The following is a 20,406-nucleotide window of genomic DNA, read 5'->3' on the forward strand; positions in this document are numbered from 1 at the left end:
TCGCGTCCCGGTTCCGCCGCCACTGCCATGATCACACCCACTGTTCCGCAGGCTCGGCGCCACGCGTCCCGAGCCGCTCCCGTGCGTGGTCCACGGCACCCTCGGACCGTAAACTTGATTCATTCCAGAAAATGCGCAAGACTGCGGCTGTGCCCACCACTTCGGACTTCGAGCGCATGTTGCGGGGAGTGTCACTGCGCGTGACGCGGCCCCGGCTGGCGGTGCTGTCCGCGGTGCACGAGCACCCGCACGCCGACACGGACTCGATCCTCGGTGTTGTGCGGGCCGACCTCGGGGCGGTGTCCCACCAGGCCGTGTACGACGTGCTGCGCGCGCTCACCACGGCCGGACTGCTGCGGCGGATCGAACCGCCGGGGCTGGTGGCCCGCTACGAGGCGCGCGTGGGGGACAACCACCACCACCTCGTGTGCCGGTCCTGTGGCGCGATCGTCGATGTGGACTGCGCCGTCGGCGAGGCGCCCTGCCTGACCGCCGCCGAGGACCACGGGTTCGCCATCGACGAGGCCGAGGTCATCTACTGGGGCGTGTGCCCCGACTGTTCCACCACCAGTTCCTGAGCACCGCTTGAGATTTCGGAAGGATTCCCGTGGCTGACAGCCCAGACGCCGTTGTTGGAGACATGAACGTGGAGGAGGCCGGCGGGTGCCCCGTCGCCCACGGCCGCTTCAGCCATCCGACCGAGGGTGGCAGCAACCGTGACTGGTGGCCGAACCAGCTCAACCTGAGCATCCTGCGCAAGCACTCGCCGGTGGCCAACCCGATGGGCGCGGACTTCGACTACGCCGCGGAGTTCCAGACCGTCGACCTGGACGCCCTGGCCAGGGACGTCGACGAGGTGCTGACCACCTCCAAGGAGTGGTGGCCCGCGGACTTCGGGCACTACGGCCCGTTCATGATCCGGATGGCCTGGCACAGCGCGGGCACCTACCGCGTGCAGGACGGCCGCGGTGGAGCCGGCGCGGGCATGCAGCGCTTCGCCCCGCTGAACAGCTGGCCGGACAACGGCAACCTGGACAAGGCGCGCCGCCTGCTGTGGCCGGTGAAGAAGAAGTACGGCCGCAAGATCTCCTGGGCGGACCTGATGATCTTCACGGGCAACCGCGCCCTGGAGACCATGGGCCTGAAGACCTTCGGCTTCGCCGGTGGCCGCGCGGACGTGTGGGAGCCGGACCAGGACGTGTACTGGGGCCCGGAGCGCACCTGGCTGGGCGATGAGCGCTACACCGGTGACCGCGAGCTGGAGAACCCGCTGGCCGCGGTGCAGATGGGCCTGATCTACGTCAACCCGGAGGGCCCCAACGGCAACCCGGACCCGCTGGCCTCCGCGCGCGACATCCGCGACACCTTCGGCCGGATGGCGATGAACGACGAGGAGACCGTCGCGCTCATCGCCGGTGGCCACACCTTCGGCAAGGCGCACGGCGCGGCCGACCCGAACAAGTACGTCGGGCCCGAGCCCGAGGGCGCAGGCATCGAGGAGCAGGGCCTGGGCTGGAAGAACAGCTTCGGCAGCGGCAAGGGCCGGGACGCGATCACCAGTGGCCTCGAGGTCACCTGGACCGCGACCCCGACCCAGTGGAGCAACGGCTTCTTCCAGAACCTGTTCGGCTACGAGTGGGAGCTGACCAAGAGCCCGGCAGGCGCCTGGCAGTGGCAGCCCAAGGACGGCGCGGGCGCCAACACCGTGCCCGACCCCGAGGACGGTTCGCTGTCCCGGCCGCCGACCATGCTCACCACCGACCTGGCGCTGCGCTTCGACCCGATCTACGAGCCGATCTCCCGGCGCTTCCTGGAGCACCCGGAGGAGTTCGCGGACGCCTTCGCCCGCGCCTGGTTCAAGCTGACCCACCGCGACATGGGCCCGCTGCAGCGCTACCTCGGCCCGCTGGTGCCGCAGGAGAAGCTGCTCTGGCAGGACGTCATCCCCGAGGTCAGCCACCAGCTGATCGAGGCGGCCGACGTGGCCAACCTCAAGGGCCAGATCCTGGCCTCCGAGCTGACCACCGCCGAGCTGGTCTCCACCGCATGGGCCTCGGCCTCCACCTTCCGGATCAGCGACAAGCGGGGTGGCGCGAACGGCGCCCGCATCCGCCTGGAGCCGCAGCGGTCCTGGGAGGTCAACGAGCCGGACACGCTGGCGCGGGTGCTGCGCGTGCTGGAGGGCATCCAGCTGGCGTTCAACAGCGCGCAGACCGGCGGCAAGCAGGTCTCGATGGCCGACCTGATCGTGCTCGGCGGCTGCGCGGCGGTGGAGAAGGCCGCCCGCGACGCCGGTTTCCAGCTGGAGGTGCCCTTCACCCCCGGCCGCGCCGACGCCACCCAGGAGCAGACGGACGTGGAGTCCTTCGCCGCCCTGGAGCCGACCGTGGACGGGTTCCGCAACTACCGCGGCAAGGGCCACCGCCTGCCCACCGAGTACCTGCTGATCGACCGGGCGAACCTGCTCGACCTCAGCGCGCCCGAGCTGACCGTGCTCATCGGCGGCCTGCGCGTGCTGGGCGCCAACTACCAGAAGTCCGAGCTGGGTGTGCTCACCACGACCCCCGGCACGCTGACCAACGACTTCTTCGTGAACCTGCTCGACATGGAGACCGAGTGGAAGTCGGCCTCGGAGGACCAGGAGACCTTCGAGGGCCGCGACCGCACCACCGGCGAGCTGCGCTGGACCGGTAGCCGCGCCGACCTGGTGTTCGGCTCGAACTCCGAGCTGCGCGCGGTCGCCGAGGTCTACGCCAGCGACGACGCGAAGGAGAAGTTCGTCCGCGACTTCGTCGCCGCGTGGGACAAGGTGATGAACGCGGACCGGTACGACCTGGTCTGAGGTTCCTTGGGCGGGGTCCGGGTCGCTGGTCGGCCCGGGCCCCGCTGGGGCAGGCAGGGATTGTCGGGGTGCGCTCATAGGGTCCTCGACATGACGGTGCAGCCGGTCCACGATCCACGTCCGCTGTTCACCCGGTCACTGGACCAGACCGGGCAACTGATCGCGGCGGTACGCCCCGACGAGCTGGGCAACGGCACTCCCTGCGCCGACTACGACGTTCGCGCGCTGCTCGGGCATGTGGTCGGGGTGCTGCACAAGATCGCCCTCGTGGGCACCGGAGCCGGCGCGCACGAGGTCCCCGACGTGATCGACGGCATCGACGATGACGGGTGGGCCGGTGCGTTCGCCCAGGCCCGCGGCGCGGTCGAGCGGGTGTGGGCCGAGGAGGCGGTGCTCGACCGGTTGGTCACGCTGCCCTGGGCCACGCTGCCCGGCCGGGTCGCGCTGGACGCCTACACCCACGAGTTCACCGCCCATTCCTGGGACCTCGCGCACGCCACCGGTCGGCTCGCCGAACTCGATCCCGACCTTGCCGCGCAGGCACTCGAAGCGTTCCCGAAGTTCGCGCCGCCGGAAGAGCGCAGCGGACAGGGTCCGTTCGGGCCTGCCGTGCCGGTGCCCGGCGATGCCGACGTCTACACCCGGCTGGCCGCCTACCTGGGCCGTCGGCCGTAGCCGGTGACCGGGGTGGCAGGCAGGTCGCCCGCCACCCCGGTTCAGCCGTCAGCGGGCCAGGTCCGCGGTCAGGCCGTAGGTGCGGCCGCCGAAGGTCACCCGCCAGTTGCCCGGTGTGGCGATCGGCAGGAAGTAGCGCACCTGTAGCTCCAGCGTGCGGCCCGGTGCGATCGACCGACCGGCCGGCAGGGTGAACGAGGCGTGCTGGAAGTCGCCCTTCAAGCCGCCGATGTTCGGGCCGGTGTGGCCCTTGCGGGTCACGGTCAGGCCGAAGCCGGACTGGTCGTTCATGCTGCCAGGGGCGCTGGTGCCGTAGTCGAACTCCACCTTCGCCCCGGCCGGGATGGTGGTCGTCGACCGGTTGGTCAGGCGCACCTTCGGCGTGATCGGGTAGTTGGCGTCGCCCAGGGCGAAACCGGTCACCTCCACGCCCACGTCCAGCACGTCGGCCGGGCGGGGAGTGGCGGACTTGGTGTTGCCGTAGGGGGCCGCGCCGCGCAGGCCGTCGTTGATCGTGGTGATCAGGTCCTGGCCCATCCGGTACTGCCCGGTCTTGGCGTCCCAGGCCGAGTCACCGGCCAGCTCCCAGATCATCAGGCCGCCGATGCCCTTGTCCGCCACGTACTTCGCCTTGGCCGCCAGGGACTGTTCGTCCTCTGTGGACAGGAACACCTTCTTCTGCTCGTTCCACAGCCACGGGGAGACCAGGGTGGCGTCGTAGTTGCCGGCGTAGGTGCCGGTGAGCTGGTTCTTCGGGTCCTTGGGGTCGAGTCCGTAGGCCTCCAGGTAGTCGGGGGTGATGCCCTCTTCGAGGTTTTTGGCGTGCCACATGGGGTTCACGCCGGAGGGGACCTCGTCACCGGCGGCGGTCTCGTCGTGCCAGAGGTTGTCGATGCCGACCGCGCCGTTGCCGCAGGGCACCTTCGAGCCGACGCTGGATCCGGTGCCGGGTGGGCACTTCGTCTGGTCCGGCAGCGGCGCGGTGCCCCACAAACCGTTGGTGCCACCGGAAACGCCCTGCCAGCCCCTGGTGTAGAAGGGCACGCCGAGGTTGATCCGGCCTGCTGACATGGCGCCGCGGAAGTAGTGGTAGGCCCAGTCGGTGTTGAGGTGTCCGATGCCCTCGTACTGCGGGGTCGTGTAGACCTCCCAGAACTTGAGCTCGGCGTCCTTGCCGTCGTCGAAGAGCGCGGCGTTCGGCCCGGCGTACTGGTTCCAGGAGCCGTGCAGGTCGTAGGTCATCAGGTTGGCGAAGTCCAGGTGCTGGGTCACCTGGTAGGTCTCCGCGCCGCGCAGCAGCCAGCCGGATGCCGATACCGCGGCGGTGAGCAGGTAGTGCTTGCCGTCGGCCGCGCTGGCGGTGTCCAGCTTTTCCCGCAACGTCTTCATCAGCGCGACGTAGCCCTTCATCAGCTCGCCGCGCCGGGCGTTGGAGATCCAGTAGTCGTCCGGGTTGCCCGCGAACGGAGCCGAGGTGGCGTACTCGTAGTCGATGTCCGCCCCGTCGAAACCGTACGTGCGCAAGAAGGTCACCACCGAGTCGGCGAAGGTGTCGATCGCCGCCTGGGTCTGGGTCAGCTGGTAGAAGCCGCCGGTGGCGTCCCGGGTGCCGTCCGGGCGCAGGATGCCGCCGGACTCCGCCCAGCCGCCCACCGAGATCATCGTGCGCACCGAGGGGTGCTGCTTCTTGTGCTTGCTGAGCTGGTTGAAATGTCCCTTGTACGGCAGCGAAGGATCCATTTCCGCGCCCGGCACGCCCGGCCATTCCATGCCGGTGTGCGGGTTGTCCGGACCGTCCGGGCCGACCGAGATCCGGTTGTCCTTGCCCACATGGGCGAAGGCGTGGTTGATGTGGGTCACCTTGTCCCACGGGATGTTGTGCGCCAGGTAGGACGGCGCGCCGTTGCGGCCGGTGCGCCAGCTGGTGAAGTAGCCGATCACGCGCCGGGAGTGCGCGCCCATCTTCTCCCGGCCCTGCGCGTCGTAGACCGTGCAGTAGGGCACGGTGACGCCCGGTTTCTGGTACAGGCCATCAGGACGGCAGTCCTCGGCCGTGGTGCCGGGCTGGGCGGAGGCGACGGGTGCGACGGCCGCGGCCGCGAGCAGGGTGAGCGCGGCCGCCAGCGCGCCCCAGCCCCTCATCGCCTGCCCCCGGTCAGGCCCTCGCGCATCGCGCGGGAGAGCGTGCCGTCGTCCTCGGCCAGGTTCCAGGCGAACGCGCCGCCCAGGCCCTGTTCCTTGATATAGGCGGTCTTGCGGGCGATTGTGGTCTCGTCGTCGAAGGACCAGAAGTCGGTGCCGTCGTAGCCCCAGGTGGCGATCGCGGTGTCGTCGTGGAAGATCTGCGAAGGGTCCAATGTGGACTTCAGGTTGCGGTAGCCGCGCACCCCCGGTTCCTCGGGGAAGTCGCCGGTCGCCGGTCCCTGTGCGGACTGGTACAGGCCGTTGGCCCCGCCGTCCTCGACACCGGTCCAGCCCCTGCCGTAGAAGGGAATGCCGATGAGGATCTTGCTCGCCGGCACCCCGGCGTCGCGGTAGATCTTGACCGCCTGCTCGACGCTGAACCGGCTCGCCGGCGGGTTCGGGTCCTTGGGGTCCTGGTGGATGTTGGCCTGGTGGCCGGTCCGGTTCGGTTCCCAGGACGAGCCGTGGAAGTCGTAGCCCTGCAGGTTGGCGAAGTCCAGGTAGTTGAAGATCTGGTCCAGCTCCAGGCCGCGGTCGATCTTGGCCGGGTCGGAGGCGGTGAACGCGGTCAGCAGCATGCCCTTGCGCACCGCGTCCAGCTGGGTGCGGAACTCCTTGAGCAGCAAGGTGAAGTTCTGCTTGTCGTTGGGGTCGACGTGGTTGACCTCGAGCCCGCCGCCTCCCGGGTACTCCCAGTCCAGGTCGAAGCCGTCGAAGATGCCGGCCCCGGTGCCCGTGCCACCGGCGGGTTTGCCGGTGCCCCAGTCGTCGCGGACCGGCAGGTTGCCGCGGATGTAGAGGTCGATGCAGGAGCGGACGAACTTCTTGCGCGCGGCGTCGGTCTTGGCCACGTCGGCGAAGAACTTGGAGAAGGACCAGCCGCCGATGGACATCAGCACCTTCATCCCGGGGTGCTTGGCCTTGAGCTTCTTGAGCTGGTTGAAGTTGCCGCGCAGCTTGGCCGAGGGGTTGTCGGCCACGCCGTCCACCGACTGCTCGGCGGTGATCACCCGCTGGTAGTTGGCGTGCGCGTCACCCGCGTTGTCCTTCGGGTAGTCCGGATCGGTCGGGTTGCCCACCGAGGCGGTGTTCTCGAAGCAGGTGAGGTTGGTGGCGTGGATGTTGGCGAAGGCGTAGTTGAGCACGGTCAGCCCGTCGGCCGAGCCGTTCTTCTCGAGGTGGCCGAGGTAGACGTTGCGGCCGTACACCGCCCACTGCGGGTAGTAGTTGACGACGTGCGGCGCGGCCACCGGGGCAGGGGGCGGGGCGGCTGAGGCAGGCACGGTGAGACCGGCCAGGGCCAGTCCGCCCGCGGCCGAGGCGGCCAGGAACCGCCGGAATGCAGGGGATCGCATGCAGTCTCCTAGAGGGAGGCCGAGTGGTCTGAACCATTACTGGCTCCCACGATCAACCCTGGAGACCCCGGCAGGCTATGTCACTTCCCCATCCACCGGTCTAATGCGCCCTCCGGGTGACCGGCGCAGCGCGGCGACCAGCTGGGCGCGCGAGCGGACGCCGACCTTGCGGTAGATCCGGGTGAGCCTGCCCTCGACCGTCTTGACGCTGAGGAACAGCCGGGTGGCCGCCTCCCGGTTGCCCAGCCCCTCGGCCACCAGCGCGGCCAGCTCGGCCTCGGCCGCGGTCAGCCCGCGCACGGCGGGCCGGACCGCGGCCGGGGTGCCCAGGCGGTCCAGCTCGGCGGCGGCCAGCGCGGCCCACGGGCGGGCTCCGCGTTGCTGGAAGGCGGTCAGCGCCGCGCGCACCGCCGACCGGGCGGCCGGGCCCCGGCGGCGGCTGCGTTCCAGCCTGCCCAGCGCGAGCAGAGTGCGGCCGTGCTCGATCGGCAGGCCCAGTCCGGCGAAGCGCTCACCCGCGCTGGTGAGCAGCCCGGCCGCGCCGTCGAGATCGCGCCGCGCGATGCGCACCAGGGCCTCGGCCCGGTCCAGCGCGGCCAGCACACCCGGCCGGTCCAGGGCGAGGGCCTGGTGCCGGGTGCGTTCGACCAGGGTGGCGGCCGCGGCCGGATCGCCCGCGCCGACCAGGGCTTCGGCCAGTTCGCCGTGCCAGCGCAGCACGGACGGGTCGGCGATCTGCTGCGCGGTCTCCAGCACGCGCACCCGCTCCAGCGCGGCCACCGCCCGCGCGGCCTCACCGGTGGCCAGCTCGACCGTGCCGAGCACCAGCAGGCTGCGCGGCAGGAACACCACGTCACCCTCCTCCTCGGCCGCCGCCGCGCCGAGCCGGGCCAGCCGGGCTGCTCTGGCGAACTCGCCGCCAGCGGACTCGGCGACGGCCATGGCGTACCAGGACAGTCCGGGTGCCGCGCCCGCCTCGCTGAGCACCCCGGTGAGCCGTCGCGCGTGCTCGATGGCGGCCCGGCAGTGCCCGGCGCGGGCCTCCAGCTCGACCAGGCAGCGCAGCACCTCGGCCAGCTGGGTGGTCGCCCCGGAGTGGGCTACCGGATGTTGCAGCAGTGCCAGGAGTTCCTCCCGCGCCGCGTCCAGGCGGTCGTCGAAGAAGGCGTGCCGGGCGGCCAGGAACCGCGCGGACACCGCGGGCGCGCACTCCAGCGCCCTGGCCAATGTCCGTTCGGCGGCCGGGTCGCCAAGCCCGCGCTGCATCCTGGCCCGCATCAGCAGGGCGAGCTCCAGGGTGCGCGCCGGGCCGCGGCCGGTGGCCAGCGCGGCGGCCAGCCCGGCCTCCTCGGCGGCGCGGCGGGTGTCGCCGTCGGCGATGTGCGCCTTGATCGCCGTGCGCAGGTGCACCTCGGCCAGCAGCTCCGGATCGTCGCCTGCCTCCTCCCGGGCCTTGGCCAGCACCTCCTCGGTGCCGCGCAACCGCTGGCAGGCCGCGTCCAGCAGGGCCAGCCGCACCCGCACCCGGTCGGCGGGCCGGTGCGCGTGCGGCAGCACCCGGTGCGCGGCCTCCCTGGCCAGGTCGGACCGGCCGGCCGCGCCCGCGTCGATGGCCGCCGCGAGCAGGCAGGCCACCAGTTCGGCGTGCTCGCCGGGCGGCAGCCGGCGGGCGGCGAGCAGGCCCAGCTCGGCCGCGAAGGCATGCGCGCCACGGGTTCTGGACTCCTCGGCGGCCGCGCGCAACCGCCGCGCCAGCGCCCGGTCGGGCTCCTGGTGCGCGTGCGCCTGGTGCCAGACCGCGGCCACCGGATCGTCCACCGCGTCGGCCAGCCGGGCGTGCGCCCGCGCCCTGGCATCCGGTCCGGCGTCGGCGGCCAGCACCAGCGGGATCGCCGCGGCGGTGAACCGGATCTCCTCGTGCCGCACCCGCAGCAGCCGCGCCGCCTCCGCGGTGGCCAGCTCCTCGGCGGCCAGGCCGGGGCGGACCCGGTTGAGCACGGTCACCGTCGGGTCCCGGCACAGCGCGGCCAGCACCAGGCAACGCCGCACCGGATCGCTGATCTCGTGCAGCCACAACCGGATCAGCTCGCGCGCGCCGGGAGACGGGGACAGCGGTTCCGGGGGCAGCGCGGCCCGGCCACCGGCCAGCAGCGCGCGGGTGAGCTCCACCGCCAGTGCCGGGTTGCCGCCGCTGTGCGCGAGCACCTGGCCGGTCCACCGGTGCGGCAGGCCGAGGCCGGTGACCAGGTCCACCAGCGCGTCCGGGGTCAGCGCGGGCATCGGCACCGGCCAGCTCTCCTGGCACAGCTCGTGCCCGGCCACCGGGGCGGTGGCCCTGCGCTCGGTGGTGAGCAGCCGCAGACCGGGCGAGCGCACCGCCCGCAGCGCGCCGCGCAGGGCGTCCCGGCTGTCCGGGTCCAGCCACTGCACGCCGTCGAGCACCACCAGCACCCCGTCCCGCGCGGCGAGCGCGTCCAGCAGTTCGGCCAGGGCAAGGCGCACCGCCAGGGGGTCCGTGCCCCTGGCGGGCGCCGGGCCGCGGCGCACCAGCGCCGACAGCACCTCCCTGCGGTCCCCGGTGACCATCGCCAGCGACGGCGGAGCCAGCGAGGCGAGCAGCTCCGCCAGTCCACTGTGGACGATCGCCGGGTCTTCGGCGCAGGGGCTGGAGCGCATCACCAGTGCGCCGCCCCTGGCCGCCGCGGCGGCCACCCCGTGGGCCACCTCGGTCTTGCCGGAGCCCGCCGGTCCGAACAGCGCGACCCGGCCGTGCCGGTGCAGCGCCGCCAGGACCTCCGGCAGTGGCTCCGCTCCGCTCACCCCGCTTTCCGGCACGTGCCGACCGGAGGGAGGGCGGGGTGCGCCTGCGGGTGCTGGTCCCACCAGCGCGCGTACCCCGGACTGGCCGCCACCAGTTCCAGGTAGGCGCGACCCAGCTCGGCGCGAAGTCGCCGGGCCGCGGCCAGGTGCGCGTGATCGCTGGCCAGCACCACCCGCTGCGCGAGCGGCGTGCCCCGAACCGGCTTGAGCACCACCCCCTCCCTCGGTTGGTCCACCGGGAAGAAACAGCCCAGCGCGCGACCGGCCGCCACCAGCGCCGCCGACATCTCCCAGTTGCCGCACCAGTACGTGACCCTCGGCGTGAACCCGGCCTCGGCGCACCGCTGCCGGAAGTAGGCAGGCCACGGTCCGCTGTCCGACGGGTCGTCCACCCATTCGTGCCCGGCCAGCTCGGCCAGCTCCAGCTCGGCGCGCGCGGCCAGCGGACCGTCCGCGGCCACCCCGATGTAGACCGGTTCGCACTCGATGAGCACCTGCCGGACCCCGGTCGCCCGCGACGCGACCGGGGGCAGGTCAGGCTCCAGGTACAGCGCGAGGTCCAGCGCACCGGAGTCCAGCAGCGCGGTGAGCGTGCCGCAGCCGGGATCCACCCGCAGCAGCACCCTGGCGAAGGGCAGCACCGACCCCAGCCGCCCGGCCACCCGCCCGGTCAGCGGGCAGGCCTGCAAGCCGATCCGCAGCACCGGCGAGTCCGGCCGCTCGCGCGGGGGAGCCAGCACCAGGTCCAGGTCGTCGAGCCCGGCCAGGATCGCCCTGGCCCTGGTGGCCACCTCCGCGCCGACTGGGGTGAGCGTGACGCCGCCGGGGGTGCGCACGAACAGCTGGGTGCCGAGGTGGCTTTCCACCCGGCGCAGCATGGTGCTCACCGCGGGCTGGGTCAGGTCGAGCTGGATGGCGGCCTTGCTGATGCTCCGGGCCGAGGCGATGGCGTCGATCATCCGGAGGTGTTGAGGCCCCAGGTCCATCGCTCCTCCTGACCCCGTTTTCCGCTTCCGCCCAGGCTAACGACGGGGGAGTGGGCGGGGTAACGAGGGAAAACCCTTGCTCGCGGCAGACTTGAGCCCGCTGAGTAGATATGCGGATGTCCCGGCTGCCGTCCGCTGTGCGAATGTCTCCGCGTGTCCGAGATCATCGAGCCGGCACCCCGGCGACCTCTGTCCAGGGTGCTCGGGCAGCTGGCCACCGCCGGGTTCTTCGGCACGGTGATCATGCCGTTCGGCCTCATCTCGGTCCTCGGGGCACTCTTCGGCGGCGGCCTGCCCGCGTTGGGGATGACCGTGGCGGCGGCGCTGGCCGGGTTCGCGATCCTGTACGGCGCGGCCGCGCTGGCGCCAGGGGAGTCCTGGCTCGGCGGCAGCCGGGTCGGCCGGTGCTGCTGGGCGGTCCTGGTGGGCGGGTTCGGCGGGCTCGGGTGGTGGCTGGGCTGGGCGGTGACCAACGAGCTGGGGCTGGCGGTCAGCCGCCCGCCGTTGGGGCTGCTCGCGGGCGCGGTGCCGTTCGTGTTGGTGGCCGGGCTGTTGCTGCGCGGGTGGTACCTGGCCGTGGGCTCGCTGGCGGTCACCGTGGCACTGGGCGGCTGGCTGCTCGCCGGGCTGGCCGCGCTGCCACCGGACCCGGCCGAGGTCAGCCGCAGGCTCGCCGCCACCAGCGTCGACCGCACCCAGTTGTTCGCCACCGAACTGCCCGGCTACCGCATCAGGCGCGATTCGGCCGGCTGGCGTCTGGCCCCACCCGGCGAACCGCGCGGTGCCAAGGACGTCGAGGTCACCGCGGTGCCGCCGGGAACAGCCACCGAGGCGTGCGCGGCCAGCCTGGAGTGCGCCGAGGACGCCCCCGGCCTGCGCTACCAGCGCACCGCGGGCCAGCACGGCTACGTTCACCAGCGGGAGCGGCTGGCGGTGCGGGTGCTCGGCAGCCTTGGCGTGGACCGGAAACTGCTGCGCGAGGCCGCTCTCGCTGCCCGCCCGGCCACCGACGCGGAGCTGCTGGACATCCTGCCGCCCGACCGGCGGCACCAGCCCTCACCGCTGGACCGGCTGCGGCAGTTCGCCAGGTCGTTTGCCGGATAAGCTGTCCCGGTGCTCGTCGCCGTCCTCGCCGACACCCATGCCCCGCGCCGCTGGAAGGGCTGCCCGCCCGCGGTCGCCGAACACCTGCGCGCGGCGGAGCTGATCCTGCACGCCGGTGACGTGTGCACCGCCGAGGTGCTCGACGAGCTGTCCGCCTTCGCCCCGGTGCACGCGGTGCTGGGCAACAACGACGGCCCGGATGTCGCCGCCTGGGGCGCGCCGGAGACCCTGGAGCTGGACCTGGACGGCCTGCGGGTGGCGATGATCCACGACAGCGGCCAGGCCAAGGGCCGCACCGCGCGGATGCGCCGCCTGTTCCCCGATGCGGACCTGGTCGTCTTCGGGCATTCGCACATCCCGATGGACGTCACCGGCGACGGCGTGCGGATCTTCAACCCGGGCTCGCCCACCGACCGCCGCCGTCAGCCGCAGGGCACCATGGGCCTGTTGCGGATCGAGCGCGGCGAACTGGCCGAAGCCCGGATCATCCCGGTGACCTAGCCAGCCCAGTCCGCGCGCAGCAGCTCGTACTCGACCTCGCCCTGCTCGGTGCCCGGCAGCGGATCGTCGAAGTGCGGGAAGAAGGTCCGCACGTGCTTGAGCCCGGCGCGCTCCATCACCCGGCGGGAGGCGGTGTTAACCGCCATCGTCTGCGCCCACACCCGCTGCACGCCCAGGTCGGTGAAACCCTTGCGCACCAACGCCCGCGCCCCCTCGGTGGCATAGCCCTTGCCCCAGAACCGGGCCTGGAACCGGTAGCCGAGCTCCACCTCGGTGGCGCTGCCGTCGGCTGGCGGTTCCAAGGCCAGCCAGCCGATGAACTCGCCGGTGGCGCGCTCGATGGTGGCCCAGGTCCCGGCGGGGCCGAGCTCGTAGTGGGAGAGCAGCTTGGGCAGCACCTCGTGCTCGATCACCGCGCGCGGAGTCGGCTCGCCGGTGAGGAAGCGCATCACCTCGGGATCGCTGTCCAGCTGCACCAGGTTGTCCACATCGGACTCGGTGAACCGGCGCAGCAGCAGCCGGTCGGTTTCCAGGAAGATCCGCACCCGGGCCATCCTGGGCGGCCCGGGTGCGGGTGTCCACCGGATTTAGCCGCGCGCCTGGGTGGCGGCGAAGGTGCTGAGCAGGTCGGAGATGTGCTCTGGCCTGCCGGTGTTCTGGCGGTAGGCGGCGGTCAGGGTGTCGATGTGGGTGTAGCCGGGCGCGAGGGTGGTGCCCTTGGGGAAGAACAGCTTCAGCGGGGCGCCGATCGCCGAGTCGGTGGCGCCGATGATCAGCGTCGGCTTGGCCTTGGCGGCCGCGGCGTGCCGGAGGTTGACCAGCTCGCCGTCCCGGGAACCGGCCAGGGCCAGGCCGAAGTCCACCAGGGTGCGCACCGAGTGGTAGTACTCCCAGGAGTTGATGCCGGGGTTGCCGAACTGGCGGGCAAGGTCAGGCAGGCTGCTCACCTCGTGCCCCGGTGAGGTGTAGTCCACGCCCTGGACGTTGTCGTGGTTGCGCCAGCCGTAGAGGGCCTTCTTGTCGGTGGGGCCCACCCTGGGGTTCGGGCCGGTGACCGTGGCCAGCCAGTCGCCGACCAGGGGCAGGCCGCTGACCTGGCCGGGCAGCGGGAAGGTCTTGGGGGCGACCGGGCCGCCGGTGTAGGCCCCCATGCCGACCTGCAGGATGCCGAGGTTGGCGGTGTTGTTGTCCATGAGGGTGCCCAGCAGGGCGGCGTTGGTGAAGCGGAACTCGCGGATGTCGTTGGCGCCGCTGAGGAAGTCGAAGTAGCTGCGGGCGAACAGCAGGCGCAGCGCGGTGTCGGTGACCGGGTTGGCCGGCAGCCTGCGGTGCAGGTCGGTTTCCGCGCCGGGCTCGAAGTGCGCGCCGATGCCCACGATGCCGAGGGCGTTGAACAGCTCGGCGTTCACCCCCGGCACGCTCACCAGCGACCGCGGCAGCACCCCGGACCGCAGCAGCTGGACCGCCACGTCGTGGGTCTTGCCGACCACCAGGTTGGCCGCCCACTTCAGCAGCGGATTCGTCTGCAGCCCAACGGGATCACTGGTGACCAGGGTGTCCAGGCCGAAGAACGCGCCGCACTGCCGGTGCCCGGCGTCGGCGGTGGTGGCCGGGTCGCCGTCGAAGTCCCAGGCGGCGAAGAAACCGGTCATCAGCCCGGCCATGGACGCGCCGCCGCAGACCGTCCTGGTGCGCCGGAACTCCGGGTCGGGCAGCTCGTGCAGCATCAGGTCGTACTGGTCGCGCACGGTCTGCTCGACCCCGATCTCGGCCAGGAAGCCGAGTTCGCTGTCCTTCTTGAAGCCCTCGAACTTGCGGCCGCCGATGACCTTGCCCTGGTAGTAGTAGTCGAAGGCCCCCCGCCAGTCCCGCGCGGCCCACCCGGCGCGCAGCCCGGTGTTGTCGGTGAGGCAGTTGGGCCTGCGGGCCTGCGCCCAGAACTCCACCCGCTGCCCCTTGCCCAGCGCCGAGCGGACGGTGTTGCGGGCCAGGCTGTCGCTGTTGTCCGCGCTGCCGAAGGAACCCGGCTGCTCGACGAAGACCGAGTCGGCCCGCTGCGGATCGGCAGGCCCACCGGCCGGTCGGTAGCGCAGGTAGCTGATCCACTCACACGCCTCCGGCCGGGGGCCGGCCGCCGAGGGCAGCGGCGAGCGCAGGTCCACCCGGCTGACCAGCACACCGTCGCCGACCTCGTCCGGCAGTGCGGTCTCCACCCGGCGCTCCACCCGGCTCGTCGAGCCCGGTGCGGCCAGGGCGACCGGGCTGAGCAGGGTGCCGGTGATCGCGGTGGTGGCGGCCAGCGCCGACCACCGGTGCGTGCTGCGCTTCATGCCGCCTCCAATGGAAAATGATGGTGACCAGATTCACGGTAGGGAGTGCGCGAGCACGCGGGCAAGGTGATCTGACACGGCCCCCTTTCCCACCTTTCGGCTGGTTGACGTTTCGGCTGTAGGCGAGCCGGATATCTCCAGCCCAGCAGCGGTACCGGCCGGTGCTGCTTTGGAGAGGGGACCGACCGCCATGTCCTCGACCTCGGATTCGGCCGCCGCCGACGGCCACCACGACCTGGTCGGCCAGCCGCACGACGAGCAGCGGGAGGGTCCGCTGGCGCATGCGGAGGCCGAGGCGGCGCGGATCAGCGAACCCGGCGCGCCACTGGGCGCCCTCGGTCCGCGCTTCGACCGGCGCTCGCCGTTCCTGATCGGGCTGGCCGCGGCCGCCGGGGTCGCGGTCACCTACGGGCTGGTGCTGGTGCTGGCCGACCTGCGCGGGGTGCTGATCGTCATCGGCCTCGCGCTGTTCCTGGCCATCGGGATCGAGCCGCTGGTCTCCTGGCTGGTGAACCGGCGCTTCCCGCGCTGGCTGGCGGTCACCGCGGTGTTCCTGGCCGGGTTCGGGGTGGTCGGCGGCTTCCTGGCGGTGGCCATCCCGGTGCTGGTGGAGCAGGGTGTCCAGTTCGCCGAGCGGGCGCCCGCGTACCTGCGCCAGGCGGTGGCGGAGCACTCCTGGCTGGCCCGGCTCAACGAACGGGTCGAGCTGCGGCAGGTGCTGGAACAGGTGCTCAGCGGCAGCGCCGGCCTGGTGCAGGCCGGGCTGGCGGTGTTCAGCACCCTGACCGACCTGGTGATCCTGCTCGTGCTGACCGTCTACTTCACCGTTGAGCTGCCGAGGGTGCGCGCCGGGCTGTACCGGTTCGTCCCGCACTCGCGGCGGCCGAGGACGATCCTGATCAGCGACCAGATCTGCGTCAAGGTCGGCGGCTACGTGCTGGGCAACCTGCTGGTCTCCCTCGTCTGCGGGGTGCTCACCCTCATCTGGCTGCTGGTCTTCAACGTGCCCTACGCCCTGCTGCTGGCGCTCACCGTGGCGCTGCTGGACCTGATCCCGGTGGTCGGCTCGATCGCGGGCGGGGTGTTGATCAGCCTGGTCGCGCTGACGGTCTCGGTACCGGTGGGCCTGGCCACCGTCGGTTTTGTCATCGCCTACCGGTTGGTCGAGGACTACCTGCTGATCCCGAAGATCATCGGACGCACGGTGCGGGTGCCCGCCCTGGTCACGGTGGTGGCGGTGGTGCTGGGCGGGGCACTGCTCGGCGTGGTCGGCGCACTGGTGGCCATCCCGGTGGCCGCCGCGCTGCTGCTGATCACCCAGGAGGTCGTGTATCCCAGACTGGATCGGACCTAGGCCAGCTGAGCGTCCACAGTGGATGGATCGAACACCGCGTCCGCGGCCAGCCCGGCCAGCCCGATCAACGGAGCCTTCTCGCCCAGGCGGGCCGGGGTGATCTCGCGCAGCCCCAGCAGCGCCACCGGGTGCGCCTGGTCCAGCACGGCCGTGCGGACCGCGTCGGCGAACCGCGGCAGCGCGCCGATCGGGCCGCCGAGGCGGAGGTGCTGCGGGTTGACGATGCTGACCACCGTGGCCAGCACGCCGCCGAGCTGCCGTCCCGCCTCGGTCACCGCGGTGACCGCCTCCTGACGGCCCTGTGCCACCTGGCGCACCACGTCAGCGAGGGTGCGCACGCCGCTGGGGCGGAGCAGGCGGAGCAGGGCGCGGCCGCTGGCCACCGCGGCCAGGCAGCCGGTGCGGCCGCAGGCGCAGCGCTCCTCGTGACCGGCGAGCTTGATGTGGCCGATCTCGCCGACGCTGCCGGTGACGCCCCGGTACGGGCGGCCGTTGATCACCACGCCGCTGCCGATGCCGGTGCCGACCTTCACCCCGAGCATGGTGGTGGCCGGGGCGCCGTCGGCCAGGTGCTCGCCGAAGGCCAGCGCGTTCGCGTCGTTCTCCACCACCACCGGCACCCGCACCCTGGCCGCGATGGCGTCGTGCACCGCGGTGCCGGACCAGCCCGGCATGCTCGGCGGCGCGGTGTTCGCGCCCGAGGTCGGGTCCACCTGGCCGGGGATGCCCGCGGCCAGCACGCAGAAGTCCTCCATGCGGCCGGTCTCGGCGAGCAGCTCCGCGCCGATGGCCAGCACCCGCTCCAGCACCGCCGCCGGTTCCTGCCGGGCGGGCACCTTCTCCCGGCGCACCGCCAGCACGGTGGCGGTCAGGTCGGCGACCGCGACCGCCAGGTGGCTGACCCCGATGTCGGCGACCAGGGCACAGCGCCCGGCCTCGTCGGCGGCCAGCAGCTCGGCGGGCCTGCCGCCGCTGGAGGCCTGGCGGCCCGCCGTGCGCAGCAGCTTCAGGCTGCTCAGCGCGTCCAGGCGTTCCACCATGGTGGCGCGGGAGAGCCCGACCCTGGCCTGGAGCTCCTGCCGGGTCATCGGGCCGTCCCTGCGCAACACCGCCAGGATCCAGCCGGGGGACAACGGTCTTGATGTGGCGTTGACGTCCACCTGCACGCCCCCTATCTTGAGCCACCCGTACTTATGTCTAGCGACTAGACGGAAGTCTCGCAACGAGGAGGTGGCTGTGGCCGGGTTCTCCCGCCGATCGCTGCTGCGCGGCGCGCTGGCCGCGGGCGCGGGGGCGGCGGCCGCACCGCTGCTGGGCGGCTGCGTCGGCTTCGCCACCTCCGGCACCTCGGGCCTGACCTTCCTGTCCACCCAGTTCACCCCGGTGGAGGAGGCGGAGCGGTTCCGCGCGCTGCTGCGCCGCAGCTTCGACGCCGAGGTCGGTTACGTCACCAGCGACCCCGGGCAGTTCACCACTCAGGTGCGCAGCCAGGTCGAGGCGGGCAACGTGCGGGTCGCGCTGCTCGGCGGCCTGCACGGCGACCTGGCCCCGCTCGCCCCGGACTGCCTGACCGACCTCACCGACCTGGTGGCCGACTTCAGCGCGCTCGGCTGGCCGCCGGAGTACCTGGAACTGGCCAAGGCGGGCACCGACCGCACCTGGTACGTGCCATGGGCGCAGGCCAGCTACCTGCTCGCCGCGCACGTGGACGCGTTGGCCCACCTGCCCTCCGGCGCCGATCCCGAGGACCTGAGCTACGAGCAGTTCCTGGACTGGGCGGTGAACGCCCGCCGCGCCAACGGAAACCGGCCGATGCTCGGCCTGCCCGGCGGTCCCAAGGGCCTGCTGCACCGGTTCCTCCAGGGTTACCTGCTGCCCTCCTTCACCGGCGGGCAGATCACCACCTTCAACTCCCCGGAGGCCATCACCGCCTGGGAGTACCTGCGCGAGCTCTGGCGCAACTGCGCCCCGGCCAGCACCAACTACGACTTCATGCAGGACCCGCTGGAGGCCGGTGAGGTGCGCTTCGCCTGGGACCACGTGGCCCGGCTGGTCAACGTGCCCAAGCGCGAACCGGACCGCTGGCGGATGCTGCCCGCCCCGCGCGGGCCCAAGGGCCGCGGCTACATGGCCGTGCTCACCGGCCTGGCCATCCCCAGGGGCGCGCCGCACCAGGACCAGGCGCGCCGGTTGATCGCCACCCTGAGCAAGGCGCAGGCCCAGATCGAACTGTTGCGCGCCAACGCCTTCTTCCCCACCGTGCGCACCCCGATCCCGGAGGACCTGCCGCCGGCGATCCGGCTGGAGGCCGCCGCGGTGGCCAAGCAGCGGCAGCTGCCCGGCGCGCTGCTGTCCCTGCCACCGGTCGGGCTGGGCAGCCGCGAAGGGGAGCTGGGCAAGGCGTTCCGGGACTGCTTCCAGTCCATCGTGCTCGGTGGCGCCGACATCAGGTCCACTGTGGACAGACAGACCAGTGTGCTGGCCAAGGTGCTGGCCGAGGCCAAGGTGCCGTGCTGGGCGCCGGATCCGCGCGGCGACGGCGTGTGCGAGGTGGGCTGAGATGACCGGGCGGACGCCGTGGCTGCTGCTGGCCCCCTCCACCGTGCTGCTGGCGCTGTTGTTCGGCTGGCCGCTGGTGCAGGGGGTGCTGGCCGCCTTCCAGGACGGCAGCGGGTTCACCCTGGCCCATTGGCAACGGCTGTTCACCGACCCGTACTTCGGGCAGGCGCTGCGCAACACGGTGCTGCTCATCGTGATCGTGGTGCCGATCCAGCTGGTGCTCGCGGTCGGCATGACCTTGCTGATCCAGGCCAAACCGCGCTTCGCCGGGGTGCACTTCTACCTGTGGGCCATCCCGCTGGCCATCTCCGACCTGGCCGCCGGACTGGTGTGGCTCACCGTCTTCGCCGACCGCGGCTACCTCAACTCGCTGCTGATCACCCTCGGCCTGTCCGAGCACGGCATCGCCTGGCTCAGCTACGACAGTCCGGGCACCATGCTGTTCGCGGTGGTGGTCGCGGAGGTCTGGCGGGCCACCTCGATGGTGTTCGTGATCGTGGTGGCCGGGGCGCAGATGCTGCCGCCGGACTACGACGAGGCCGCCCAGGTCTTCGGCGCCACCGCCTGGCAACGGCTCTGGCACGTCACGCTGCCACTGCTGCGGCCCAGCCTCCAGGTGGCGCTGATCCTGCGCACAATTCTCGCCCTGCAAGCCTTCGCGGTCGCCCAGGCGCTGACCGGGCGCGACTTCCCGCTGCTGGTGGGGGAGACCTACCAATGGCACGTCACACTGCAGAACCCATCGGTGGCCAGCGCGGTCGCCCTGGTCGTGCTCGCGCTGTCGCTGGGCACCGCGGTCCTGTACCTGCGCGCCCTGCGCCAGCCGGCCGGGGGAGGCGCCAGGTGAACCGGCTACCGATCGACCTGGCCCCGCTGCGCAGGCGGCGGCAGCGGCGGATCCTGGTGCAGCTGGCCTGCATCGGCGTCTCGGCGTTCCTGCTGCTGCCGATCGTCCTCATCGGACTGTCCGCGCTGTCCTCGCGCTCGGCGCTCACCGAGTTCCCGAAACCGTTGCTGCCCAGCGAGTTCGACACCGAGAGCGTGCTCGGCTTCATCGGCGGCACCGGGGTGGTCCCGGCCTTCGGCAACTCGGTGCTGGCCGGGGTGTACACGGTGCTGCTCGCGCTGCTGCTGGGCGCACCGGCCGGCTATGCCCTCTCCCGCTTCGACTTCCGCGGCCGGGATGCCTACCAGGTGCTGATCCTGCTGGTGCGGGCGCTGCCGATCGTGGTGCTGTCGGTGCCGCTGGCCACCATGTTCCTGCGGGCAGGCGTGGACGACACGGTGTTCGCGGTGACCCTGGTGCACACCGCGCTCGCGTTGCCCACCACCATCCTGATCACCGCCAGCATCTTCGTCGGTGTGCCACGGGATGTGGAGGAGGCCGCGCTGGTCTTCGGCTGCACCCCGTTGCAGGCTATGCGGCGGGTGGTGCTGCCGATGGCGCTGCCCGGGCTGGCCGCCTCCTCGGTGTTCACCTTCGTGCTGTCCTGGAACGAGGTGCTCGGCGCGGCCGTGCTGACCCTGGGCCACCGGACGCTGCCCGCGCAGGTGCTGGCCTCGCTGGCCGACTCGCCCAACGCCTACCGCTTCGCAGGCGGTTTTGTGCTGGTGCTGCCCGCGCTGCTGTTCATCTTCCTGATGCGCCGCTACCTGCTGAACATGTGGGGCACCACCCTGCGCTGAGCCGCCCGAC

The 20,406-nt window shown here is 72.1% G+C and carries 16 protein-coding genes; 9 read left to right on the top strand and 7 right to left on the bottom strand.

Going from position 1 to position 20,406, the window contains the following annotated elements:
* Positions 1 to 149 precede the first annotated feature (149 nt).
* From ACWDY5_RS01265 to ACWDY5_RS01275, 3 genes are all read left to right on the top strand, one after another.
* Positions 150 to 578 carry a transcriptional repressor gene (locus tag ACWDY5_RS01265; RefSeq protein ID WP_252478889.1) on the top strand — a complete coding sequence of 143 codons (429 nt, stop codon included), beginning with the start codon at positions 150 to 152 and terminating at the stop codon, positions 576 to 578.
* A gap of 62 nt (positions 579 to 640) precedes the next feature.
* Entirely contained in the window at positions 641 to 2,842 is a 2,202-nt protein-coding gene (katG, locus tag ACWDY5_RS01270) for a catalase/peroxidase HPI (RefSeq protein ID WP_449720366.1), read from the top strand.
* Between the two features lie 90 nt (positions 2,843 to 2,932).
* Positions 2,933 to 3,517, top strand: coding sequence for a TIGR03086 family metal-binding protein (locus ACWDY5_RS01275; RefSeq protein WP_449720367.1), 585 nt, complete (start codon positions 2,933 to 2,935; stop codon positions 3,515 to 3,517).
* 48 nt (positions 3,518 to 3,565) lie between these two features.
* Here the strand turns inward: ACWDY5_RS01275 and ACWDY5_RS01280 are convergent, their stop codons facing one another.
* The 4 genes from ACWDY5_RS01280 to ACWDY5_RS01295 all read right to left on the bottom strand — a co-directional run bounded on the left by ACWDY5_RS01280 (position 3,566) and on the right by ACWDY5_RS01295 (position 10,862).
* On the bottom strand, positions 3,566 to 5,659 hold the full coding sequence (locus tag ACWDY5_RS01280; protein WP_449720368.1) for a chitinase C-terminal domain-containing protein: 2,094 nt from the start codon (positions 5,657 to 5,659) through the stop codon (positions 3,566 to 3,568).
* On the bottom strand, positions 5,656 to 7,056 hold the full coding sequence (locus ACWDY5_RS01285; protein ID WP_449720369.1) for a glycoside hydrolase family 18 protein: 1,401 nt from the start codon (positions 7,054 to 7,056) through the stop codon (positions 5,656 to 5,658). The genes ACWDY5_RS01280 and ACWDY5_RS01285 overlap by 4 nt, the downstream gene beginning before the upstream one ends.
* 75 nt (positions 7,057 to 7,131) lie before the next feature.
* The gene (locus ACWDY5_RS01290) at positions 7,132 to 9,876 is read right to left on the bottom strand and encodes an AAA family ATPase (RefSeq protein ID WP_449720370.1); all 2,745 of its coding nucleotides are present in this window, start codon (positions 9,874 to 9,876) and stop codon (positions 7,132 to 7,134) included.
* The gene (locus tag ACWDY5_RS01295) at positions 9,873 to 10,862 is read right to left on the bottom strand and encodes a LysR family transcriptional regulator (protein ID WP_449720371.1); all 990 of its coding nucleotides are present in this window, start codon (positions 10,860 to 10,862) and stop codon (positions 9,873 to 9,875) included. The genes ACWDY5_RS01290 and ACWDY5_RS01295 overlap by 4 nt, the downstream gene beginning before the upstream one ends.
* A gap of 153 nt (positions 10,863 to 11,015) precedes the next feature.
* On the opposite strand from ACWDY5_RS01295, the gene ACWDY5_RS01300 reads away from it, so the two are divergent.
* Both ACWDY5_RS01300 and ACWDY5_RS01305 read left to right on the top strand, forming a co-directional pair.
* Positions 11,016 to 11,966 carry a hypothetical protein gene (locus ACWDY5_RS01300; RefSeq protein ID WP_449720372.1) on the top strand — a complete coding sequence of 317 codons (951 nt, stop codon included), beginning with the start codon at positions 11,016 to 11,018 and terminating at the stop codon, positions 11,964 to 11,966.
* A 9-nt stretch (positions 11,967 to 11,975) separates the two neighbouring features.
* Positions 11,976 to 12,467, top strand: a complete 492-nt coding sequence (locus tag ACWDY5_RS01305) for a metallophosphoesterase family protein (RefSeq protein ID WP_449720373.1) — start codon at positions 11,976 to 11,978, stop codon at positions 12,465 to 12,467.
* On the opposite strand, the gene ACWDY5_RS01310 is transcribed toward ACWDY5_RS01305, so the two are convergent.
* Both ACWDY5_RS01310 and ACWDY5_RS01315 read right to left on the bottom strand, forming a co-directional pair.
* A complete protein-coding gene (locus ACWDY5_RS01310) occupies positions 12,464 to 13,012 on the bottom strand; it encodes a GNAT family N-acetyltransferase (RefSeq protein ID WP_449720374.1) in 549 nt (182 codons plus the stop codon). The genes ACWDY5_RS01305 and ACWDY5_RS01310 overlap by 4 nt on opposite strands.
* A 42-nt stretch (positions 13,013 to 13,054) precedes the next feature.
* Entirely contained in the window at positions 13,055 to 14,797 is a 1,743-nt protein-coding gene (locus ACWDY5_RS01315; RefSeq protein ID WP_449720375.1) for a hypothetical protein, read from the bottom strand.
* 190 nt (positions 14,798 to 14,987) lie between these two features.
* Here ACWDY5_RS01315 and ACWDY5_RS01320 point away from each other — a divergent pair, with 190 nt between their 5' ends.
* The gene (locus ACWDY5_RS01320; protein ID WP_449720376.1) at positions 14,988 to 16,151 is read left to right on the top strand and encodes an AI-2E family transporter; all 1,164 of its coding nucleotides are present in this window, start codon (positions 14,988 to 14,990) and stop codon (positions 16,149 to 16,151) included.
* On the opposite strand, the gene ACWDY5_RS01325 is transcribed toward ACWDY5_RS01320, so the two are convergent.
* The gene (locus ACWDY5_RS01325; protein WP_449720377.1) at positions 16,148 to 17,317 is read right to left on the bottom strand and encodes an ROK family protein; all 1,170 of its coding nucleotides are present in this window, start codon (positions 17,315 to 17,317) and stop codon (positions 16,148 to 16,150) included. The genes ACWDY5_RS01320 and ACWDY5_RS01325 overlap by 4 nt on opposite strands.
* A 70-nt stretch (positions 17,318 to 17,387) precedes the next feature.
* Here ACWDY5_RS01325 and ACWDY5_RS01330 point away from each other — a divergent pair, with 70 nt between their 5' ends.
* The 3 genes from ACWDY5_RS01330 to ACWDY5_RS01340 are packed head-to-tail and all read left to right on the top strand — an operon-like array spanning position 17,388 to position 20,396.
* Positions 17,388 to 18,710, top strand: a complete 1,323-nt coding sequence (locus tag ACWDY5_RS01330; RefSeq protein WP_449720378.1) for an ABC transporter substrate-binding protein — start codon at positions 17,388 to 17,390, stop codon at positions 18,708 to 18,710.
* A 1-nt stretch (position 18,711) separates the two neighbouring features.
* Positions 18,712 to 19,557 (top strand): carbohydrate ABC transporter permease, encoded by an 846-nt coding sequence (locus ACWDY5_RS01335; RefSeq protein ID WP_449720379.1) that lies wholly within the window; start codon positions 18,712 to 18,714, stop codon positions 19,555 to 19,557.
* Positions 19,554 to 20,396 (top strand): carbohydrate ABC transporter permease, encoded by an 843-nt coding sequence (locus ACWDY5_RS01340; RefSeq protein ID WP_449720380.1) that lies wholly within the window; start codon positions 19,554 to 19,556, stop codon positions 20,394 to 20,396. Before ACWDY5_RS01335 ends, ACWDY5_RS01340 begins: the two co-directional genes overlap by 4 nt.
* Positions 20,397 to 20,406 lie beyond the last annotated feature (10 nt).

The organism is Crossiella sp. NPDC003009 (genome assembly GCF_053591555.1).